This is a genomic window from Allobosea sp. 05T422_2, assembly GCF_056396265.1.
In genome coordinates this window covers 1-15636 of record NZ_JBFTLD010000147.1, presented here as the reverse complement: position 1 = coordinate 15636, position 15636 = coordinate 1, and the positions used below count along the sequence as shown (strand labels likewise).

Sequence of the window (15636 nt, the reverse complement as noted above, 5' to 3'; positions counted from 1 at the left end):
GCGTCAAGCAGGGCCGGCCGATCACGCTCAAGGAACTGGGCGGATTGCCGGACGGCATCCAGATCTGATCCGCGCGGGGTTGGGCAGACTGCCGGGCCGTGCGCCGCAACCGGACATCGGGCCTCCCAGCGATGGCCGGCATGCGGAACGGTGCGGCGCCTACCCCCAGCGGAGCGCGGCCGTATGGACGGGCGCGTCCCAGAGCTGGATCAGGCTGTCGTCCAGCGCCGTCACCGTCAGCGAACAGCCCGCCATGTCCAATGAGGTGACGTAAGAGCCTACCAACCCGCGCGCGATCGAGAGACCGCGCCCCGCCATGACGCGCCTTGCAGCATTGGCCATCAGATAGAGCTCCATGGCAGGAGTCCCGCCGAAGCCGTTGACGAGCAGCAGGCAGGGCGTGCCGTTCTTCAGGGAGAGATCGTCGAGGATCGCGCCCATCATCTCGTCGGCGATGGCATCCGCGGTTGCCAGCTTCACGCGCCGCCGGCCCGGTTCGCCGTGGATGCCGACGCCCATCTCCATCTCGTCCTCGGCGAGTGTGAAGGTCGGCTTRCCGGCTGCGGGCACGGTGCAGGAGGTCAGCGCCACGCCCATCGAGCGGGTGCGCCGGTTGACCTCGTCGCCGAGCGACTTCAGCGCGTTCAGATCACGGCCCTGCTCGGCGGCCGCGCCGACCATCTTCTCGACGATCAGCGTGCCGGCGACGCCACGCCGGCCGGTGGAATAGATCGAGGCCGGGACCGCAACGTCGTCATCGGTGATGACCGTCGCAACCGGGGTCTCGGCCATCTCGGCGGCCATCTCGAAATTCATCACGTCGCCTTCATAGTTCTTGACGATGAAGAGCGAGCCCGCCGAGGTGGCGACGGCGTTGACGGCCGCAAGCATCTGGTCTGGCGTCGGAGAGGTGAAGACCTGGCCCGGGCAGGCGGCATCGAGCATGCCGGTGCCGACGAAGCCGGCATGCAGGGGTTCATGGCCCGAGCCCCCGCCCGAGATCAGCGCGACCTTGCCCGGCATCAGTGCCTTGCGCCGAACGAACTTCTCCTCTTCGCCAAGCATGAGGATATCGCCGTGGATGGCGGCAAGTCCCTGGAGGCTCTCCGACAGGATGCTGTCGACCGCGTTGATCAGCTTCTTCATGGGCTCTCCCCCCGCATCTCGGCTTCGTCGTCATCGGCCGCGACCGGAATCAGCGAGACCAGGCCGCGCGCGACCCCCAGCACGATATGGTCGGCCCGGGCATTCAGGTCGGCGCTGCCGAAATCCGGCAATTCGACCACGAGCCGGCGCATCGGCCGGGCGGTGTCGACCACCTCGAGACGCCCGGGATGGGCGGCCCGGTAAGCATTCAGGAAGGCCTCGCGTTCCGAGGGCGCGAAATGGCAGACATGGAAGATCGTCTCCAGATGCTGGACCGGCACGGGCGTGACATAGGCCGGGTTGACGATCTGCGAGATGAAGCTGCGGTTCTTGCCGAGGGCTTCCGCCAGTCGCTGCCGTGTGCCGGAAGGACGGTTCTCGATGACCGCGCGCAGGATCGCCTTGTACTCGGCCAAGGGCGAAGGCACGCTGGCAAGGGTTTCCAAGCCTGTCATGCGTCCGCCCCTGGCTGCGAGAGATCGACCGCGCGGATCGCTTCCTTTGCCAGCGCCAGCTGCCCGGGAGAGACCGATACCGCCCGGACGCCGGCCCGCAGCAAGGCGGCGATGGCGCGCGGATCGCCTCCCGCGTCGCCGCAGAGGCTGACCTCCCGACCCTGCTCCGCACCATGGCGCGCGACATGCGCGATCATCGCAAGCACGCCGGGATGCAGGACATCGGCATAGGCCGCGACCTCCGCCCMATCGCGCGCGGCAGCAGTCGCGTATTGMGTCAGATCGTTCGAGCCGATCGAGAAAAACGCGGCGTCGAAGCTCGCGACCGCCACGGCGGCCGCGGGAATCTCGACCATGATGCCGAGTGCGGGCGCGCCATGCGGCACGCCGTCGGCCGCAAGTTCCGAGAGAACGCCGTCCAGCAGCCCCCTCGCCTCCTCCAGTTCCCGCGCTGCCGTCACCATGGGCAGCATGATCTTGAGCGGGCCGAGGCTCGCCGCCCGGGCCAATGCGCGCAACTGGACGCGAAAAGTTCCGGGATGGCGCAGCGACAGCCTGATGCCGCGCAGGCCGAGAAAGGGATTGGTCTCGCCATCGAGCGTGTAGCCGGCGATGGGCTTGTCGCCACCGGCATCGAGCGTGCGGATCGTCACCGGCCGGCCGGCCGCCCAGTGCAGCAACCCGGCATAGGCCTCGAACTGGCGCGCCTCATCCTGCAACGCCTGCTCGACCAGAAACTCCRTGCGGGTCAGGCCGATGCCGTCGCAGGCCTCGGCCGGGAAGCCGGCGACATCGGCCATCCCCGCGACATTGACCATCACGGTAATCGGGGTCCCGTCGCGGGTCAGCGCAGGCTCGCGCTTGCGGGTTTCCGCCTGGGTCCGCACTTGGCCGAGTTCGTCTGCCCGCTGCCGCGCCGCGTCGATGCTCGCACGCGACGGTCCGGTCAGGACGAGGCCCGCCATGCCGTCGACGACGACCGTGCCGGAGACCGCCTCCCAGTCGGAGCCGATGCCGACCACCATCGGCACGCCACGCCCGCGCGCCAGCATGGCGACATGGCTGGTCGGGCTGCCGGCCCCGAGCACGATGCCGCCACCTTGCGACCAATCGATGCCGAGGAAGGCGGAGGGCGGCAGGTCCTGAGCCAGGATGACGGCGCCGGGCGGCGCATCCGTCAGCTCGGGCAAGCCGAAAAGCTGGCGCAGAACCCGGTCCCGGATATCTGCCAGATCTGCGGCGCGGGCGCGGAAATAGGCGTCGTCGGCCGCCTCATAGCCTGCGATCTCGTCCGCCAGCGCCTGGCGCCAGGCCGCGTCGGCCGGCACACCACTCTCGATTGCGGCAAAGGCCCCCTCGGTCAGGGCATCGTCCTCAAGCAGCGCCACCTGGAAGCCCACGATATCGGCGGCCTCGCCGTGAAGGCTGGCAGCCAAACCCGTGACCGCCTGGAGGGAGGCGGCAACCGCATCCGCCAGGGCCTGTCGCTCGCTTGCGACCGGCCCCGTCTTGCGCTGCATCTCGCCGACGGCGCGAAAGATCACCGCCGGGCCGAAGGCGATCCCGGTCGATGCGGCGAGGCCGGAAAGGCGGCGTTCCATCACGCCTCACTCCTCGTCGAACTTGCGTGCGACGATATCGACGAGCGCGGCCAGCGCCGCGGACGCATCGTCGCCGCTGGCCTTGAAATGCAGCACTTCACCCTTGGCCGCCTTGACGCGCATGATCTTCACCGGGCTCTTGGCATCGGTCMACGGGCCGGCCGCGCTGGTGGCCACCTCGATACGGGAGCCGAAGCGCTTGGCGGTCTGGGTAAGCTTCACCGAGGGCCGGGCATGAAGCCCGATCTTGTTGGTGAGCAGGGCGCTGGCCGTCACCTCCTGCATCCCTTCATTCCTCTCGCTACCTTGCCTCTGGCTGGCATTGGCCGACATCTCGTTCATGCCGACATCAATTCCTCGGCGGTCGCCTGCACGACCGCCAGCGGCGAGCCGCCGGACGCTTCGGTCGCGGCCATCACGGCGCCTTCCACAATGGGGGCATTACAGATGACGATGCGCTCGCGCCGCTCCTCCGGCATCATTTCCACCGCCATCTCGCTATTGGTCTCGGCCCCGCCAAGATCGACCAGGATGGCGACGCCCGCCTCCGACCATGCCTTGTCGATCGCAGCCATGATGGCGGCGACATCGGTGCCGAGGCCGCCTTCGGCATTGCCCCCGGCCGCGGCGAGCGGGACATTGTCGCCGACCATCTGGCGGACCATGTCGGCGGCGCCTTCGGCGACCTTGGCCGAGTGCGACACGATGACGATGCCGACATTCTTGCTGGCTGGCATGATTTCAGGCTCCGATGGCATTGCAGATTGCGGTGGCGAGCAGCGCCGATGAGCGTGCCCCGGGGTCCATATGGCCGACCGAACGCTCGCCCAGAAACGAGGCGCGTCCGCGAATGGCCCTGAGCGGAACCGTCGCCTCGGCCGCGTCCTTCACGACCTCGGGAAGGCGCTTCGTGAGATCGGCGCCGCCCTGAGCGAGGGCGACCTGGAGCGGCGCCAGCACGTCGAGCATGGTCTTCTGGCCGAAATCGGACTTGCCGCGTGCCTTCACGGCCTCGATAGCCGCGGCCAGCGCTCGCGCCAGATCCGCAACCGTCGGCTCTGACGGCAGCTCCTTGCCCAGCGCCATGAACAATGTGCCGTAGAGAGGCCCCGAGGCGCCGCCGACCTTCATGACCAATGTCGTGCCGATAGCCTTCAGGGCGTCGGGCAAGGGCTTTGCCGCGATCGGATCCATGTCCGCCAGCACGGCCTCGAAACCGCGCTTCATGTTCAGGCCGTGGTCACCGTCGCCAATAGCCTGATCGAGCGCCGTCAATTCATCGGCATGGCCGACGATCGCCCCGGTCATGGCCTCGATCAGCCTCTTCTTCAGCGCGCCATCCATGGTTCACCTCACCCTCTGGCCGTCGGCATCGAAGAACAGCGGCCTGAGCAGGCTCACGCTGACCTCGTCGCTGACATCCAGTCCTTCATCGGGATCGACCAGACTGACGATCTGCTGCTGGTTCACCGCGATATGCAGGTGGTTCTGGTCGCCGAGCCGCTCGATCCAGTTGACCTTGCCCGTTACCGCGCCGTTGCCCGCCTTGGCGATGGCGAGATGCTCGGTGCGCACGCCGATCGTGGTCGTGCTCGCCGGCGCCTCCAGATTGGGAAAGAGTGCGCGCGGCAGCAGGTTGATGCCGGGGCTGCCGAGCCGGGTGGCGACATAGATGTCGGCCGGGTCCTCATAGATGCTGCGCGGCGTGCCGATCTGCACGAGGCGGCCCTGGTTGATCACGCCGATCCGCGAAGCCAGCGTCATCGCTTCGGTCTGGTCATGGGTGACGTAGAGGATGGTCGCGCCCAGGTCCTGCTGGATATGCTTCAGCTCGATGCGCAATTCCGCGCGCAGCTTGGCATCGAGCGAGGAGAGCGGCTCGTCCATCAGGTAGATGGACGGGCTGCGCACCAGAGCGCGGCCGATCGCGACGCGCTGCATCTGGCCGCCGGAGAGTTGTGTCGCGCGGTTCTGCAGCTTGTCCTCGATCCTGAGCAGCTTTGCGACATGGCCGACCGCGCGCCGGATCTCGTCCTCCGGCGTGCGCCGTGTCGGCGAACGCAAGGGGAACGCGAGATTGTCGAAGACGCTCAGATGCGGATAGAGCGAATATTGCTGGAACACGAAAGTGACGTCGCGCGCCGCCGGCGGCAGCGCGGTGACGTCGACGCCGCCGATGAAGATCCGGCCGTCATCCGGGGTTTCCAGCCCGGCGACGAGGCGCAAGACTGTCGTCTTGCCAGCGCCTGTCGGCCCCAGCAGCACCACGAACTCGCCATCGGCGATGGTAAGCGACAGGTCGCTCGCGGCCTGCACCGCGCCGAACCGCTTCGAGACCTGCGTCAGCGTGACTTCAGCCATGGGTGCGCCTCGTCGTGCCGGCCTCATGCAAGGCGGAGCGAATCGCCTTCCCCGTCGCCGCATCGAACAGCGACAGCCGCTCCGGCCTGAACGAGAKACTGACGCGGTCGCCGGCGACAACCGGCATATGGGCGGGCAAGCGCGCCTTGAGCTTGCCGCGCGGGGTGGCGACCGTCACGATCTGGGTCGTGCCGAGATATTCGGTGCCGAAGATCTCGCCCGGAAGGGCGCTGCCTTGCCGGCCGGGATCGCCGATGACGATCTGCTCCGGCCGCACCCCCAGCGCCAGCGGCMCGGGCGCGTGGCTCTCGCGCAGTTCCGGCAAGGTCACGGAGGCGGCATCGATGCTGACCGAGGTCGAGCCCGCAATCGCTGCGCCGTCGAAACGAACGAAGTTCATCGCTGGCGAGCCGATGAAATCCCCGACGAACATCGAGTTCGGCCGGTCATAGATCTCCTGCGGCGAGCCGAGCTGCTCGATCACGCCATCATTCATCACCGCGATCTTGTCGGCCATCGACATGGCCTCGAGCTGGTCGTGGGTGACGTAAACCGTCGTCGCCTTCAGCCGGTCGTGTAGGGCGCGCAGCTCGCCGCACATCAGATGGCGGAACTCGGCGTCGAGCGCGCCCAATGGCTCGTCCATCATGAAGGCCTTCGGCTCGCGCACAATGGCGCGGCCGAGCGCGACCCGCTGCCGGTCGCCGCCGGAAAKGCCGGATATCGATTTGTCGAGCAGATGCTCGATGCGCAGCACGCGCGCCGCTTCCTCGACGCGCCGTCTCGTCTCGTCCCTGGGCACGCCCATCGAGACCAGCGGAAAACTGATGTTCTTGCGCACGTTCATATGCGGGTAGAGCGCAAAGAGCTGGAACACCATGGCGATGTCGCGTTCGCGCGCCCGCTTGAAGGTGACGTCCTCGCCGTCGAGCTGGATGCTGCCGGAGGATGGCAGTTCCAACCCCGCAACCATCCGCAATGTCGTGGTCTTGCCGCAGCCCGACGGACCCAGCAGGCAGAAGAAATCGCCATCCTCGACCGTGAAGCTGGTATCGCGCACCGCCATGAAGGCGCCGAACCGTTTCACCAGATTATCGACCCGGATCTCGGCCATGGCTCACTCCGGGAACTTGGTGACGAAGGTGAACATGACGACGCCGATCAGGGTCGTGACGAAGGAATAGCCGTAGAGCGCAAGCGAGAAGGGCTGCAGCAGCATCAGCACGCCGGCCGAGATCAGCACCGTCGCCAGTGTTTCCATCGGGCCGCGTCGCAGCGCCTTCGGCCAGCGCGACGCGGCCGCGCCTTCGCGCTCCCGGGGATGGCTCAGATGCCGGTTCATTTGCAGGTTCATTTGCGCACCGCCCCGAAGGTGATGCCGCGCAGGAGGTGCTTGCGCAGCAGCACGGTGAAAACCAGGATCGGTATCAGGAACAGCGTCGTTCCGGCCGCCACGGCCGGCCAATCCTGCCCGCCCTCCCCGATGATGATCGGGATAAAGGGCGGCGCGGTCTGCGCCGTGCCCGAGGTAAGCAGAACGGCGAAGGCATATTCGTTCCAGGCGAAGATCAGGCAGAAGATCGCGGTCGCGACGATGCCGGTCGTGGCCTGAGGCAGCACGACCTTGCGGAAGGCCTGCAGCCGCGTATAGCCGTCGATCATCGCCGCTTCCTCGTATTCGCGCGGGATCTCGTCGATGAAGCCCTTGAGCAGCCAGACGGCCAGCGAGACATTGACCGAGGTGTAGAGCAGGATCATTCCCAGCCGCGTGTCGGAAAGGCCGAGTTCGCGATACATCAGGAAGATCGGGATCGCGACGGCGATCGGCGGCATCATCCGTGTCGACAGGATGAAGAACAGCAGGTCGTCCTTCAGCGGCACCTTGAAACGCGAGAAGGCATAGGCCGCGCAGGTACCCAGGCCGACCGAGAGCAGCGTCGAGCCGAAGGCGATGATCAGCGAATTGACGAAGCGCGGCACGTAGTTCGACGGGCCGACGACCACCATGCTGCGCGAACGGGTGATCTCCTCGCAGGCGGAATTCGCAGGCGGGAGCGAGGCAAGGTAGTCCGCCGTCTGGCGCGAGCGCGTGTTGAACAGGTTGCAATAGCCTTCGATCGAAGGCTCGAAATGCAGGAAGGGCACGACCTTGGGTGGGTAGGAGATCGAATCGGGCGGCGTCTTGATGCTGGTCAGACCGATCCAGAGCAGCGGCACGATCGCCACCAGCGCGTAGAGGGCGACGATGGTGCCGGCCAGCAGCTTGACGCGACCACTCGGCGCGACGACGGAATGGGCCGTGGAGAGAGCGCCGCTCATCGTGCCTTCACCTTGTTCAGCGCCTTCACATAGATGTTCGCCAGCCCGAACACGGCGACGAACAGGATAATTGCGAAGGCGGAGGAATAGCCGGTGCGCCAGGCCTCGAAGGCGGCGCGCTTCAGCGTGATCGAGGCGAGTTCAGTGGTCGAGCCCGGTCCGCCGGAGGTCAGAAGATTGACCATGTCGAACATCTTGAAGTTCTCGATACCGCGGAAGAGTACGGCCAGCATGATGAAGGGCAGGCACATCGGCAGCGTGATCGAGATGAATTGCCGCCAGTTGCTGGCCCGGTCGACCTCCGCTGCCTCGTAGATGTAGTCCGGGATCGAGCGCAGGCCTGCGAGGCAGATCAGCATCACGTAGGGCGTCCACATCCAGGTATCGACGATGATGATCGCCCAGGGACTCAGGGTCACATCGCCGAGCATCTGGAAGGAGGACGGCGGAATGCCGGAGAAGAACGAGACCACGTAATTGAACAGGCCGATCTGCGGCTGGTACAGGAAGGTCCAGAAATTGCCGACCACCGCCGGCGAGAGCATCATCGGGATCAGGATCAGCGTGGTCCAGAAGCCATGGCCGCGGAACTTGCGGTCGATCAGATAGGCCAGCGCGAAGCCGATGACCATCTGCAGCAGGATCGTCCAGAACACGAAATGCGCCGTCGCCTGCATGCGCTGCCAGATTTCGGGATCCGACAGGATCGTCTGGTAGTGCTCGATCCCGACATTGCSCAGCGGCGCATTGGGGCGATTGGCGCGGTAATTGGTGAAGGAGAGCTGGATCGTCCAGATCAGCGGAAACAGGTTGATCACGAGCAGGAGGATCATCGTCGGCGCGATGAAGATCCAGGCGATCGCCCTGTCGCTGAGGCCCCGGACCCGGTGGGCGATCGGGGGATAGGCTGCGCGCATCGCTGCCGCGCTCCTGATGCCGGTGACGTCGCTCGCATTCATGACTCAGCACCGTTCAAAGGCAAGGTCGGGAACTGGCTGCGCCGCCTGTGAGAGGCGCAGCCCCGGTTCGGCTGGGGGGAAAGCCCCGCTTACGTCAGAACTTGCCGTCTTCCTTGAAGACCTTGGTCCAATCCTGGATCAGCAGGTCGAGCGCCTGTTTGGCTGTGCCCTTCTMCGCCACGACATAGTCGTGGATGCGCGCCTGCTCCGCCTGCATCAGCTGCGCGTAGGAGGGCTCGGCCCAGAAATCGACGACCTGGCCCATGGCGACGAGGAAATCGGCCGCGAAGGGCGCAGATTTGGCGAAGCCGGGATCGTTCAGCACGCCCTTGTGGCAGGTATAGCCGCCGAGCTCCCACCACTTCTTCTGCACATCGAGCGAGGCGAACCATTTGACATAGGACAGCGCCTCGGCCTGGTTCGGCGAGTAGGCGACGACCGAGAGGCCCTGCCCGCCGAGCTGCGAGCCCTTCTCCTTCTCAGGCGGATTGACGAAGAAGCCGATCTTGTCGCCGCCGACATTCGGATCCTTGTACAGGCCGGGGAAGAAGGCGAACCAGTTCATCTGCAAGGCCGCCTGCCCGGATTTGAAAGCGTCCAGACCCTCCTGCATATAGGCGTTGGAGTAGCCCGGCGGGGTGCAGCACTTGTACAGGGACTTGTAGAACTCCAGGCCCTTCACGGCGTCCTCGGAGTTGACGAAGCCGGCCATGGCGTAGGGCTTCTTCGGGTCCTCATATTTGAAGCCGWACGGATAGAGCGCGTTGGCGACGCCCATCGTGATGCCTTCCGAGCCACGCTCGGTGAAGATGGCCGCGCCATAGACCTTCTTGCCGTCGATGTCGCGGCCCTGGAAGAACTCGGCGATCTGCTTCAGCTCGGTCTGGGACTTCGGCGCCGCGAGCTCGCGGTTGTACTTCGCCTTGAATTCGGCCTGCAACTCGGGCCTGGAGAACCAGTCCTTGCGGTAGGTCCAGCCGAGCGCATCGCCCATAGCCGGCAACGCCCAGTAGTTTGGCGTGTTCTTCGGCCATTCGGCATAGCCGGTGACTGTCGCCGGCATGAAGTCGTCGATCTTGATGCCTTCCTTGGCGAAGAAATCGTTCAGCTTCACATAGTGCTTGTTCTCGGCGGAGCCACCGATCCACTGCGAGTCACCGATGATCAGGTCACAGAGCTTGCCCTTGGAATTGAGCTCGTTGAGCATGCGGTCGGCGAAATTCGGCCAGGGCACGAACTCGAACTTCATCGCGATATTGGTCTTGGCGGTGAAGTCCTTGGAGAGTTCGACCAGCGCATTGGCCGGATCCCAGGCCGCCCAGCAGAGCGTCAGCGACTTGCCCTGTGCCTGGGCCCCGGGGGCAGCAAGTGCCGCGCTCCCGGCAATGGTCGCGGCCAGCATCCATGTCCTGAATTGTGTCATGTGCTTCCCTCCCTTGGCGTGCCGTCACCAGCCGTCATTGKGGTGACGGGCGAACCTGCGCGACCGCGAAGGGCACAGCCGACGCGGGATGTTTCCTCACGCCGCCTCGGAACGAGCCGTCCAAGTTCAGCGATTTGTTTAGTGAACTCTCAATCACTAAACATGTCAAGCAACGACGACCCCGGACAACATATTGCAGTGCAACCGTTTTTATTGCGATGCACAAGTTCAGTGAACTGTTGGGCATGGCCGAGTCGAGGCCGCGCTGGACAATCTCGGTGGCGCGGTCGGTGCCGCCGTGCTTGGCACGATCATCATCAGGCGCGAGCAGTTCCACTCCAACATCATCGGCCAGGCGGTCATCGCGCGCGGCAAGACCGCGAAGCGCCAGGCCCTGGTGCTCGGCGACAGCCTCGCCATCATCGGCATCATGCTGGTCCTCGCCGCGATCGTGGTCCTGTTCGCCAGGAAGGGCCCAGGCGGCGGCGCAGCGGCCGCGCATTGAAAGGCTCGGCCCTGCCGGTTGCGATTGCGGCCAGGGTGAGAGCCTTCAGTCGGCCGCGTGGCCGGAGCCGGATTGCCGGATCGCCGCCTGCAGGGCGTCCGGCGCGACGGGCTTGTGCAGCACGCGGTATCCGGTCGCGTTCAGCTCCCGCAGCCGCTCCGGCATAGTGTCGCCGGTGACGATCAGCGCCCGGGCACGATATCCCAGTTTTTCCGCCAGGCGTTCGACGGCCTCGCTGCCGGTCAGCCCGGCCTTGAGCCGATAATCCGCGATGATCAGGTCCACCCTGCCTGCGCCCACCTTGGCATGGCGCCGGCAAAGCTCCTCGACGTCCGTCCCGGCGATGGCCTCGTGGCCCCAGGCCGTCAACAGGCTGACATTGGCGTCAAGCACCTGAGGATCATCGTCCAGGACCATGATGCGAAGACCGGGCGGGAAGGCCTGCGCCCGCGCCGGCGCCAGCCCCGAGGCCGGCGGATCGATCCGCGGAATCCGCACGGAGAATGTCGAGCCCTTGCCGGCTGTGGAGCGCAACCCGATGGGATGCTCGAGCAATGCCCCCAGGCGCCGAACGATGGCGAGACCGAGGCCAAGTCCCTGCTCGCGGTCGCGTTCCGGATTGCCGAGCTGGGTGAACTCCTCGAACACGGCCTGATGCTGCTCCTGGGGAATGCCCGGCCCGGTATCGACCACGAGAATCTCGATCGCCTCCCCGCGACGGCGACTGCCGATCAGCACGCGGCTGTCGGGGGCGTGGCGGAGCGCGTTCGACAGGAGATTGTCGAGGATGCGCCTGAGCAGTTCCGGATCGCTATCGCCCCAGGCATCGCCCGGTACCGCGCGCAGATCGATGCCGCGCTGGCGCGCCTGGGGTGCGAAGACCTCCTGCAGGTCCGCCAGCATCCTGCCGAGATGAACCGGCTGCCGTCGCACCGGAACGAGGCCGGCATCGAGTTGCGAAACGTCGATGAGGCCGTTCAGCAGCCCGCCGAGCGAGCCGATGGCCGCGTCCAGCTTGTCGGCGATCCCACTGGCTTCATGGCTTCCGACAGCGCCGCGCCGGGCGAGCGTTCCGAGCGTCGCTGCAAACAACGCGAGCGCGTGGACCGGCTGTCGCAGGTCGTGGCTCGCCGCCGCGAGGAAACGCGTCTTGGCCTTGTCGGCCGCCGTGGCGCGGTCCCGCTCGCGCTCGAGCCCGCGCACCAGCGCCAGATTCTCGAAGCGCAGGGCGACCGTCTCCTTCAGGGTACGGTAGGTGACCCGGCAGCAAAAGAGATAGGCGCCGATCAGGCAGAGCTGGAACAGGGCATAGACCGAATAGATCGACCCTTCCTGCATGAGACAGCGCAGGGCGAAAGGCAGGTGCATGGCGATCAGCAGGCCGATATAGGCCGGCGGATAGGCCGAGAGGGACGGCACCGCTCCACCCGACAAGCCGGTCAGCACGATGCAGACGAAGGCGATCAGATGCGGCTGCGTCGGTTCGAAACCGAACCAGCCGAGCGCTCCCCAGAGCAGGCTCGACAGGATCGACAGGACCGTGAAACGTCGGGCCCAGTTCGTCGCCTCGGCCTCGCCGTCAATCCGGGCGAAATAGCGCCGCGACAGCAGCAGGCGGGCTCCGGTGAGGAGATAGGTCGCGCCGATCCAGCCGATCAGCAGGCCGACMGGCACCACCTCGCGCATCACATAGGCGACGGGCCAGGGGATCACGAGATTGGCGAGCAGGATAGAGCCGGACTGGCGATAGAGGAGTTCGACCAGRGCCGCACGCAGATGGGTGCTGGTGTCAGGCGTCAGCGCCGGGACCCGCATGATTGCTCCTTCCTGCGCCGGCAAGCGCTCACCGCGCAGGGGTGATGCCGCAGGGCCCGTAGCCAGTGACGCGCGCCCAAGGAATAGTCACGCATCATGATTCCTCGCCACACGTCCAGGACGCCGGCCGCTCCAGCCGAAGAAACCGCCTGCCGCATCATTCTGGCCGACGACCATGTCCTGATCCGCGAAGGGCTGAAGCTTCTGATCGCGACGCAGCAGGACCGTACCGTCGTGGGCGAGGCCGCGGACGGCGCAAGTCTTGCCGCATTGCTGAAGGACAGGCCGGCCGAGCTTCTCGTGCTCGACCTGGGCATGCCCGGGCTGACGGGCCTGCGCTCCATCGGCGAGCTGCGCCAGGCCTATCCGCGCCTGAAGATCCTGATCCTGACGGCGAACACCGATCCGCAGATGGCCCAGGCGGCGCTGGCGGCGGGGGCCGACGGCTATGTCGTGAAGGGCAGCGATCTCGACGAGCTGTTCAACGCCCTCGCCGCCCTGCAACGGGGCCATCCCTATGTCAGCCTCCCGCTGCGTGACGCCACGCTCCAACAAGGGGCGGGCACACCGGGCGGCATCCCGTTCGATGCGACCACATCTGTTGCGCTGACGCGGCGGGAAAGTGAATTGCTGGTCCTGATCGCCGGTGGCGCCACGACCCGCGCCGTCGCCGCACGTTTTGGCATCAGCCCCCACACTGCCCGCAAGCACCGGGAGAACCTCATGCGCAAGCTCGATCTGCACAGCGCTACGGAACTTGCAGCCTATGCGGTGCGCGTCGGCCTGCCTGTCGGTTGACGCGGCACCGCACCGCCGCCAACGCTGCCGCGGTCCCCAAGTTCCCTGCCCGCCTGCCCTAGCGGGCATAGCCCGGCCGTCGCCGCGCGGGCTGTGACGGCTGCGTAGCCGCGGCCTCGTCAGCAGCAAGGCGGCAACAGAACGGCTTTAACGGACAAGGGCGACCTCGGGCGGGACCAGAAACCCGCCTGGCGAAGGATCGGGCCCCGCACTGTCGCGTCTCCGCAGGCGGCGTTCAATACGGCAGATGCCGTATTTCATCTCTTCGGCGCTGCTGCCGCGACCTGGGAGGCGGCCGATGCGCCGCCTCGACCGGCTTCGTCAGCGCAAGCCTCGCGCATGGTCGGCAAACGATCGCCCTCGCGCGGCGCCGAAATACGGCATCCGCCGTATTTCTCCGAGGCCTCGCCATCCATACAGTCCCGGCTTTCGGCGACGGCATTGGCGGCAAGCCGCGGGCTTCCGGGATCGCACGAGAACCTCATGATTGGCGGACAGAGTGATCGACCATTTGCAGCGCGCCTTGTCCCGGACCACGGCCCGTGTCGGACCGCAGTTCGCAATTGCCGTGGCGTTTTCGGCCGCCCTGTCGATCCCACTGGCCCGGGCCGACGGGGGCCAGGGCGGAGGTATGAACAGAAGCCCAGGCGGCGGGGACAGCTATAGCGGACGAGGCGGGAACGGAGGCGATTCCGGCGCCGGCGCAGGTGGCGGCGGGGCAGGCTGGAGCGGCGGCAACGGTGGAGCGGGCGACGGTGTGCCAGGGTCCGGCGGAGCCGGCGGCGTGGGCGCAGGAGCATCGGGACAAGCGGGACGCAACGGGGCCAATGGCGGCGGCGGCGGTGGCGGGGCGCACGGTTTTCTCGATGCGGGGGCGAGCTTGCCCTTCAATGCGGTTTCCGGTGGCGACGGCGGCGCTGGTGGTGCTGGCTATTCCCCCAACGGTGGGAACGATGGCGGCGGCGGCGGCGCGGGCGGTTTCGGTGCAGTGCTTGGCGCCGCGACCGGCACGATCAATGCCGCKACGACGGGCGGCAATGGCGGCACGGGGGGATCAGCTCACAACGATATCACCTATATGTACGGCCATGGCGGCAATGGTGGCTCCGGCGGTATCGGCCTGGTGTTCCTGAACAGCGGAAGCTTCGTCCTCCATGCCGCAGCAACCGGCGGCTCGGGTGGAGCCGGTGGCTCGGCTACCGGATACAACGGTCCTATTGGTGGGCACGGCGGCGCAGGCGGGGTGGGGCTGCAGTTCCTGACCGGTGGCCATGCCATGATCAATGCGTCGGTGGTCGGCGGCAACGGCGGAGCCGGCGGTACGGGTAGCAGCGGCCCCGTCATCGGCGGCGCTGGCGGCGTCGGCATCGTCGGTTCCGGGCTCAGCCTGACGCTTGGAGCGGGCGCGGCCGTGGCGGGCGGGCTCTCCGGCGACGGCTTGAGGCGCTCCGATGCGATCCAGCTGACGGGTGCGAACAACCGGGTCGAGCTGCAGGCTGGCGCGACTGTGACGGGCAACGTCTTGGCCGGCGGCGTCGCCGGCAATGTGCTCGCGCTGGGCGGCTCGAGCAATGGCAGCTTCGATGTCTCCTTGATCGGCGCGGGCGCTCAGTTTCGCGGCTTCACCGATTTCGAAAAGCGCGGCACGAGCACCTGGATACTCTCAGGATCGGGCAGCCAGTCTTGGTCGATCCAGGCCGGCACTTTGCAGGCGGGCGCATCGGGCATCTTCGGCGCGTCCTCGCAGATCACTGTGGCGTCGGCCGCGACGCTTGACCTCCATGGCTTCAACCAGTCGATCGGCACGCTTGCAGGCGCGGGCCTGGTGACGCTGGGCGCAGGGAGCCTGAGCGTGGGATCCGGCGACAGCAACTCGACCTTTGACGGCGTGATCTCGGGCGCAGGCGGCCTGACCAAGCTCGGAACGGGAACGCTGACGCTTTCGGGCACCAATACCTACGCCGGCGCGACCTCGGCCACCTCAGGCACGCTCATTGTGAACGGCTCGATTGCGAGCTCGTCCGGAGTGACGGTCGCCGCCGGCGCCACGCTTGGCGGTTCTGGAACTCTGCCGTCAACGGTCGTGAACGGCACGCTGTCGCCCGGTAATTCGCCGGGCGTGCTGAGGATCAATGGCAACCTGACGCTTGGAGCCGGCTCGACCTACATTGCCGAGATCCAGGGCGCGGTCTCGGACCGGATCGACGTCACCGGCACGGCCTCGCTCGCCGGCACGCTGCGGATCGTGCCACTC

The 15636-nt window shown here is 66.6% G+C and carries 15 protein-coding genes and 1 pseudogene; 3 read left to right on the top strand and 13 right to left on the bottom strand.

Annotated features, from left to right (window positions below):
- Positions 1 to 159: 159 nt before the first annotated feature.
- The 12 genes from dhaK to AC1DJT_RS22550 all read right to left on the bottom strand — a co-directional run bounded on the left by dhaK (position 160) and on the right by AC1DJT_RS22550 (position 10243).
- The gene (gene dhaK, locus AC1DJT_RS22605; protein WP_476768862.1) at positions 160 to 1146 is read right to left on the bottom strand and encodes a dihydroxyacetone kinase subunit DhaK; all 987 of its coding nucleotides are present in this window, start codon (positions 1144 to 1146) and stop codon (positions 160 to 162) included.
- Positions 1143 to 1601, bottom strand: a complete 459-nt coding sequence (locus AC1DJT_RS22600) for a hypothetical protein (RefSeq protein WP_476768861.1) — start codon at positions 1599 to 1601, stop codon at positions 1143 to 1145. The genes dhaK and AC1DJT_RS22600 overlap by 4 nt, the downstream gene beginning before the upstream one ends.
- Positions 1598 to 3202: a phosphoenolpyruvate--protein phosphotransferase gene (locus AC1DJT_RS22595; protein ID WP_476834903.1), complete on the bottom strand. Its 1605-nt coding sequence runs from the start codon at positions 3200 to 3202 to the stop codon at positions 1598 to 1600. Before AC1DJT_RS22595 ends, AC1DJT_RS22600 begins: the two co-directional genes overlap by 4 nt.
- A gap of 6 nt (positions 3203 to 3208) precedes the next feature.
- Complete coding sequence (locus tag AC1DJT_RS22590; RefSeq protein WP_476834902.1) at positions 3209 to 3487, bottom strand: HPr family phosphocarrier protein; 279 nt, start codon at positions 3485 to 3487, stop codon at positions 3209 to 3211.
- 53 nt (positions 3488 to 3540) lie between these two features.
- A complete protein-coding gene (dhaM, locus tag AC1DJT_RS22585) occupies positions 3541 to 3939 on the bottom strand; it encodes a dihydroxyacetone kinase phosphoryl donor subunit DhaM (protein ID WP_113511725.1) in 399 nt (132 codons plus the stop codon).
- 4 nt (positions 3940 to 3943) lie between these two features.
- Positions 3944 to 4546 (bottom strand): dihydroxyacetone kinase subunit DhaL, encoded by a 603-nt coding sequence (gene dhaL, locus AC1DJT_RS22580; RefSeq protein WP_476768859.1) that lies wholly within the window; start codon positions 4544 to 4546, stop codon positions 3944 to 3946.
- Between the two features lie 3 nt (positions 4547 to 4549).
- Positions 4550 to 5563 carry an ABC transporter ATP-binding protein gene (locus tag AC1DJT_RS22575; RefSeq protein ID WP_441506722.1) on the bottom strand — a complete coding sequence of 338 codons (1014 nt, stop codon included), beginning with the start codon at positions 5561 to 5563 and terminating at the stop codon, positions 4550 to 4552.
- Complete coding sequence (locus AC1DJT_RS22570; RefSeq protein WP_476834901.1) at positions 5556 to 6677, bottom strand: ABC transporter ATP-binding protein; 1122 nt, start codon at positions 6675 to 6677, stop codon at positions 5556 to 5558. The genes AC1DJT_RS22575 and AC1DJT_RS22570 overlap by 8 nt, the downstream gene beginning before the upstream one ends.
- 3 nt (positions 6678 to 6680) lie before the next feature.
- The gene (locus AC1DJT_RS22565; RefSeq protein ID WP_441491143.1) at positions 6681 to 6905 is read right to left on the bottom strand and encodes a hypothetical protein; all 225 of its coding nucleotides are present in this window, start codon (positions 6903 to 6905) and stop codon (positions 6681 to 6683) included.
- An 8-nt stretch (positions 6906 to 6913) separates the two neighbouring features.
- Positions 6914 to 7882, bottom strand: coding sequence for a carbohydrate ABC transporter permease (locus tag AC1DJT_RS22560; RefSeq protein ID WP_441491142.1), 969 nt, complete (start codon positions 7880 to 7882; stop codon positions 6914 to 6916).
- The gene (locus tag AC1DJT_RS22555) at positions 7879 to 8799 is read right to left on the bottom strand and encodes a carbohydrate ABC transporter permease (RefSeq protein WP_476834905.1); all 921 of its coding nucleotides are present in this window, start codon (positions 8797 to 8799) and stop codon (positions 7879 to 7881) included. The genes AC1DJT_RS22560 and AC1DJT_RS22555 overlap by 4 nt, the downstream gene beginning before the upstream one ends.
- A gap of 136 nt (positions 8800 to 8935) precedes the next feature.
- On the bottom strand, positions 8936 to 10243 hold the full coding sequence (locus AC1DJT_RS22550; protein WP_476834904.1) for an ABC transporter substrate-binding protein: 1308 nt from the start codon (positions 10241 to 10243) through the stop codon (positions 8936 to 8938).
- Between the two features lie 286 nt (positions 10244 to 10529).
- Between AC1DJT_RS22550 and AC1DJT_RS22545 the strand changes: the two are divergent.
- Positions 10530 to 10769, top strand: a pseudogene (locus AC1DJT_RS22545) (EmrB/QacA family drug resistance transporter); the annotation flags it as partial.
- Positions 10770 to 10814: 45 nt separating this feature from the next.
- Here AC1DJT_RS22545 and AC1DJT_RS22540 read toward each other — a convergent pair.
- Complete coding sequence (locus AC1DJT_RS22540; protein WP_476768857.1) at positions 10815 to 12584, bottom strand: hybrid sensor histidine kinase/response regulator; 1770 nt, start codon at positions 12582 to 12584, stop codon at positions 10815 to 10817.
- Positions 12585 to 12680: 96 nt separating this feature from the next.
- Here AC1DJT_RS22540 and AC1DJT_RS22535 point away from each other — a divergent pair, with 96 nt between their 5' ends.
- Together AC1DJT_RS22535 and AC1DJT_RS22530 are read left to right on the top strand one after the other, a co-directional pair.
- The gene (locus AC1DJT_RS22535) at positions 12681 to 13382 is read left to right on the top strand and encodes a response regulator (RefSeq protein WP_476768856.1); all 702 of its coding nucleotides are present in this window, start codon (positions 12681 to 12683) and stop codon (positions 13380 to 13382) included.
- 499 nt (positions 13383 to 13881) lie between these two features.
- Positions 13882 to 15636 (top strand): autotransporter-associated beta strand repeat-containing protein (locus AC1DJT_RS22530; protein ID WP_476834900.1); only part of this gene is annotated, 1755 nt, incomplete at its 3' end.

Excerpts from the sequence above, each read along its gene's own strand:
- AC1DJT_RS22600 (WP_476768861.1), bottom strand. The coding sequence starts at position 1,601 with ATGACAGGCTTGGAAACCCTTGCCAGCGTGCCTTCGCCCTTGGCCGAG.
- dhaM (WP_113511725.1), bottom strand. The coding sequence starts at position 3,939 with ATGCCAGCCAGCAAGAATGTCGGCATCGTCATCGTGTCGCACTCGGCC.
- dhaL (WP_476768859.1), bottom strand. The coding sequence starts at position 4,546 with ATGGATGGCGCGCTGAAGAAGAGGCTGATCGAGGCCATGACCGGGGCG.
- AC1DJT_RS22575 (WP_441506722.1), bottom strand. The coding sequence starts at position 5,563 with ATGGCTGAAGTCACGCTGACGCAGGTCTCGAAGCGGTTCGGCGCGGTG.
- AC1DJT_RS22565 (WP_441491143.1), bottom strand. The coding sequence starts at position 6,905 with ATGAACCGGCATCTGAGCCATCCCCGGGAGCGCGAAGGCGCGGCCGCG.
- AC1DJT_RS22560 (WP_441491142.1), bottom strand. The coding sequence starts at position 7,882 with ATGAGCGGCGCTCTCTCCACGGCCCATTCCGTCGTCGCGCCGAGTGGT.
- AC1DJT_RS22535 (WP_476768856.1), top strand. The coding sequence starts at position 12,681 with ATGATTCCTCGCCACACGTCCAGGACGCCGGCCGCTCCAGCCGAAGAA.